This window comes from Candidatus Hydrogenedentota bacterium (assembly GCA_019637335.1).
Classification (GTDB): domain Bacteria; phylum Hydrogenedentota; class Hydrogenedentia; order Hydrogenedentales; family JAEUWI01; genus JAEUWI01.
Map to the genome: position 1 here is coordinate 1 of JAHBVV010000055.1, position 3,751 is coordinate 3,751.

The following is a 3,751-nucleotide window of genomic DNA, read 5'->3' on the forward strand; positions in this document are numbered from 1 at the left end:
CAGCGGGGTTGATCGGGTGGCGGGCTGCTTCTTCTCGTTTGGTTCGGGTGTCGCTTCAACCCGTGTCATCGGTGTAATTTGTGGTCAATAGAAGAATACCGGCCACGATATTCATGGGACGGCCCGGAAATTCTCCTTGGAGTTTCCATTTCGTAAATGCTTTTACAACCGATTGTTATGGAGGTATTGCGCGCAAGAACTTGGAGAAAAAACAAGAAAATGACGGAGAGTAGTACGAAGGGCACGAAGGAAAGAAGTTGGAGATGGATTGATATTCAGGCGAAGGCGCAATGGCGCAAAGGAGACGATCCAGGGTGCGATGCTCGGTTATGGCGGGCGGGGGACTGGATTTGGCCGGAGTTCAGGGTGGCGGGCTGGGGGGAGGAGCTGGTTGGGGGCGTGGGAGCCCGATTTTTGGCGGAGCCGCAACGAACGCATAGAAAGGGGGGCTGTGGGTCGGGGCGTTTTGGGTTGTGGTTGGGTTAGTGTGGGATTAGCGCGAAAGATACTCATTAGAAATATGTTTGTAAATAATTATCTGCCGAATATTTGTAGATTTTGCTTGGCGCCTGCCGTGTCTCGTGGTAGAATTCGAGTGCAACCGGCCCGGTCGGTAGTTGATACCGGCGGCCCGGCGGGTTGTTGCGGGCGCGCCCGGTGTTCGGGGTGGCCCGTACGTAGTACCAGGAAAAGAGTAATCGCGTTGGTCGGGTGATATAAGGGCAGCGGCGTTACTCTACAGGGAGGTAGGCAGTATGTCGGTTTACGGAATACCAGACGATCCCTCGCTGGTGACCCATTCCAGGGTGCGCGCGTGGTGGCTGCACTCGTTGTGGGGGTACAAGGTCCTGGATGTGCGCCGGCATCCGCGCGCGGGCTGGTTTGGCCAGCTCACGTATGACGAGGTGTACCGCCTCGTTCCCGGCCAGCAGAAGCATTAATTCATCGGGTACTTTTATTTAGACATCATATGTAAACCGGCGATTTCGGCCCCACCACGGGTTGCGAAATCGCCGGTTTTCTTTTTGGGCGCGACCAGGGAACGTTGAACCGCGAATTGACGCGAATTGACGCGAATGATGATTTGGGTGGGGAGCCGCTCATCTGGGGTGTTGATGCGGGCGGTGGGTTTGCTTTGCTTCGGGCACACGAACGCGCTGGTGCGCGATTGCGTGGCACGGGACTTGGATTTGGGTCGGTGGTGGTCTTGTTGGGGGATTAGAAGCCGAGTTCGTCGAGAGCGCGTTGCTGGCGTTCGTCCTGGGTTGCGGCGGCGCCGCGGGCTCCGGTGCGTCCGCGGGTTCCGGCCGCGGCGGATCCGGCGTTGCTGGAGCGGTTGAGTTCTTCCTGGATGGCGATGCCGGTCATGGCTTCGCCCATGAGTCCGCCGCCGCCCGCGGGTACACCGCCGCCCGCGCGGGGGGCTGCGGCCATGCCGCCGCCGGTAGCGCGCGGGTGCTGCACGAGTCCGGTCTGGTTGTTGTAGAGGAAGGGCTCGCCGGCGGCGGTCCGGGGGGGTGCGGGGAGGAGCCCGGCCTGGGCGAGGGTATCGAGGGTGTCGGGGTAGAATCCGGTGCGCGTGCCGTAGGCGATGATGGCGTTCCGGATGTGTTCCATGGTGGCGTAATCGGCGGGATCGATGCCGGTGCTTTCCCGGAGGACTTTCCCGGCCATGGGGTCATAGCCGAAGGGGGCGCCGTCGGCGCGGGTCGGGATCGGGTTGATGTAGGCGGGGGCCAGGACGTCGAGCGACGGGGGATAGACGCCCTTTTCCGCGTGAAAGAGGTCCACCGCGCGTTGCAGGTTGGTCTGGGCGGTGTCGGTCTCGACGCGGTCGAGGGTGTTTTTCGCGGCGGAGGCCTGTTGGGCCTGCAATTCGCCCTGGATTGCGGTGGAGGTGAGTACATCCACCAGGCACCCCGACAGGAACATTGCCGCGAGTAAGATAACCGCCGTACTACGCATTTTTGAGGACCTCCAAGCCTGTGTTCAGTATAGCATACGCGGGCGCGGTCAGGACTTGGATTTTGCGCCGGGATTGGGGGGCAGTTCCTGGGGCTGAAGCTGGACCGGCGGCTCCGCTTTCCGGACGCGCGGGTACATCGCGGCGACTTCTTTGGGGTAAAGGCGTCGGACGTGGTGGTAGAGGAAGAGGGTGAGCAGGCGGCGCGTTTCGCCCGACATGCTCGTGAAGCGGACGCCGTAGCGCAGGCTTGCGGGGGCGCGGAGGCTGGTCTCTTCCTGGACGTAACAGATGCGCCCCTCGGACACCAGCTCGCCGTGCTGGCGGTCCAGGGCGAAGCGCAGTTCGATCGGGGTGCGGACGGCGAGGAGGGCGTCGGCGCGCAACTGGCAGCCATCGGCGCTCAGGTCCTCCATCACGGCGGCCCGGGGATCCGGTGCGTCGAGGGTTCGGAAGCGAACGGGGATCTCGGTGGGCACACGCCAGGCGGAGCGGTGGGTCCGGCGTTCGGCGCTTTCGCTCCGTTCCAGGATGAGGCCGTCTTCCGGGCGGTCGGCGTAGCGCAGGACCTGGACGTTGTAGGCGACGAACCCCCGGTCGTGGTGGAATTCGAGCCGTCCGCCCAGGCCGGGCACGGGGTAGTTCACGCCGGGGAAGGAGACCCAGATCTGGATCCGGTCGACGCCCCGGATCTGGACGAGGAAGCGCTGGTCCATCATGAACAGGAATGCGGTGTTACCGGTGTGGATTGGATTGGCGGGAATATCGGTCACGGCCTTTTTGCTCCTGGTTGCCCTTGCTGGGGCTCCCCCGATGTCCGTTCTTGTAGCACAGGCTGGCGGGCCAGGCCAAGCGCGACACGGCAATCGCATTTCGACGCCGTGCGGGAGCCAATCCCCATGCGGACCGCTGGAATGGCGAAAGAACGGGCTCGTGTTGGAGCGCTGGCATTTCGCCTGCGGCGAATCCCGGACATTGCCAGAGATGCCGGCGCTCCAGCACGCTCACTTTCCTTGTTCCAAGGTCCCGAATCGTCACACGTTTACGCCCATTTGCCATGATTGGGCCTAAACGCGATCGCCAGGCCAAGCGCGGTCATGCGGTTCCGAGGGCTTCCAGGATGCGGCGGTGCATGACAGCGGCCATTCCGGGGTCGATGCCGAGGGGATTGGTGATGTGGAAGCGGACGCCGGGGTAGCGGGGCGCGAGATCTTCGACCATGCCGGGGATGTCACTCGTGCTGTGGCGTCCGGGCGCGAGAAAGTAGGGGTGCACGATGATGGTGGCGGCTCCCTGGGCGATGCAGCGTTCCGCGGCCTGTTCGAGCGTGGGCTCGGCCAGTTCCATGTGGGCGGGTTCGACGATGGAGACTCCGGTGGCCTGCCGGTACATGTGGACGACGCCGTTCAACATATCATTGGCGGCGGCCATTCTGGAGCCGTGGTCAATCACGATAACGGCGATTCCGTCGGGCAACGTATCCATCGGGGACGGGGACTCCTTGGGGTGAAATTCTAATACTACCGCGTCCAGACTATGGCGAAGCGGGGAAAGTCTCGACTTTTTCGCATCGCCGAAAGCCCACCATGATACGGGCTTTCAGCCCTGGCCGAAACCCCGGTCGTTTTACCTGGGCCCGCGGCCCAGGCTGCTATGATCGGCGCCTTCGGCGCTGAAAAACTCGTAACACTTTAGCGGTCTGAAGTGCGGAACAGTATGTGTTCTTACTAATGGAGCCGGCGCTCTCCAGTTGAATTGCGCCTGCGGCGCAATGCCGGCGGGCCGCCG

The 3,751-nt window shown here is 62.7% G+C and carries 4 protein-coding genes; 1 reads left to right on the forward strand and 3 read right to left on the reverse strand.

The window, feature by feature from the left end:
- The first annotated feature begins 755 nt into the window (after positions 1–755).
- The gene (locus KF886_26850) at positions 756–941 is read left to right on the forward strand and encodes a hypothetical protein (protein ID MBX3180980.1); all 186 of its coding nucleotides are present in this window, start codon (positions 756–758) and stop codon (positions 939–941) included.
- A gap of 277 nt (positions 942–1,218) precedes the next feature.
- Here KF886_26850 and KF886_26855 read toward each other — a convergent pair whose 3' ends face one another.
- The 3 genes from KF886_26855 to KF886_26865 form a co-directional block, all read right to left on the reverse strand.
- Positions 1,219–1,965 (reverse strand): hypothetical protein, encoded by a 747-nt coding sequence (locus KF886_26855; protein MBX3180981.1) that lies wholly within the window; start codon positions 1,963–1,965, stop codon positions 1,219–1,221.
- 48 nt (positions 1,966–2,013) lie between these two features.
- Complete coding sequence (locus KF886_26860; protein ID MBX3180982.1) at positions 2,014–2,736, reverse strand: PilZ domain-containing protein; 723 nt, start codon at positions 2,734–2,736, stop codon at positions 2,014–2,016.
- A 322-nt stretch (positions 2,737–3,058) separates the two neighbouring features.
- A complete protein-coding gene (locus KF886_26865) occupies positions 3,059–3,448 on the reverse strand; it encodes a hypothetical protein (GenBank protein MBX3180983.1) in 390 nt (129 codons plus the stop codon).
- Positions 3,449–3,751: the final 303 nt, after the last annotated feature.

Coding starts and splice junctions, on each gene's coding strand:
- KF886_26850 (MBX3180980.1), top strand. CDS start 756: ATGTCGGTTTACGGAATACCAGACGATCCCTCGCTGGTGACCCATTCC.
- KF886_26855 (MBX3180981.1), bottom strand. CDS start 1,965: ATGCGTAGTACGGCGGTTATCTTACTCGCGGCAATGTTCCTGTCGGGG.
- KF886_26865 (MBX3180983.1), bottom strand. CDS start 3,448: ATGGATACGTTGCCCGACGGAATCGCCGTTATCGTGATTGACCACGGC.